Origin of the sequence: Veillonella sp. 20925_1_51 (genome assembly GCF_041431445.1) — a bacterium.
GTDB classification, from domain to species: Bacteria; Bacillota; Negativicutes; order Veillonellales; family Veillonellaceae; genus Veillonella; species Veillonella nakazawae.
On the sequence record NZ_JAPVXT010000023.1, the window covers coordinates 1 to 579 of the forward strand.

Sequence of the window (579 nt, forward strand, 5' to 3'; positions counted from 1 at the left end):
TCGTTTCTGATGGTGGACCTGGTCTTAGAAAAGCATTAAAAAAAGTTTGGCGTACCGCCAAGCTTCAACGTTGTATTGTTCATGCCGTATGGCAAGTACATCGTTACACTACTAGGCGGCCTAAGACATTAGCAGGTATTATGTTAAAAGATTTAGCAAGCGATTTATATAACGTAAAAACACAGGAAGATGCAAAAATATGGATTCAACGATTATTTAATTGGAGAGTGACTTTTAAAGAGTTTCTAAGTGAAATGACACGTGATAGTAATGATAATTTAAGAGCTACGCATGAACGATTACTAAAAGCCTATAACTCTCTAGTGGTATTAATTAATACAGAGACAATGTTTCGATATTTAGATGAAACATTGGTGTTGGATAAAGAATGTCCGAGGACTAATAACCCTATTGAAGGCGGAGTAAACGCACAACTCAGACGTTTATTGCGCTACCATCGAGGAATGTCTGTAGAAAAACGTATAAAAGCGGTCTTTTGGTGGTGTTATTTACACTCACCAAGACCGCTTTCTGCAAAAGAAATACTTAAGGTAATGCCAACTGATGCAAGTATTTCTA

At 36.8% G+C, this 579-nt stretch carries 1 pseudogene; it reads left to right on the top strand.

The features are described 5' to 3' along the window. Window positions 1-579: pseudogene (locus O3607_RS09740) on the top strand (IS256-like element ISVat2 family transposase); the annotation flags it as partial.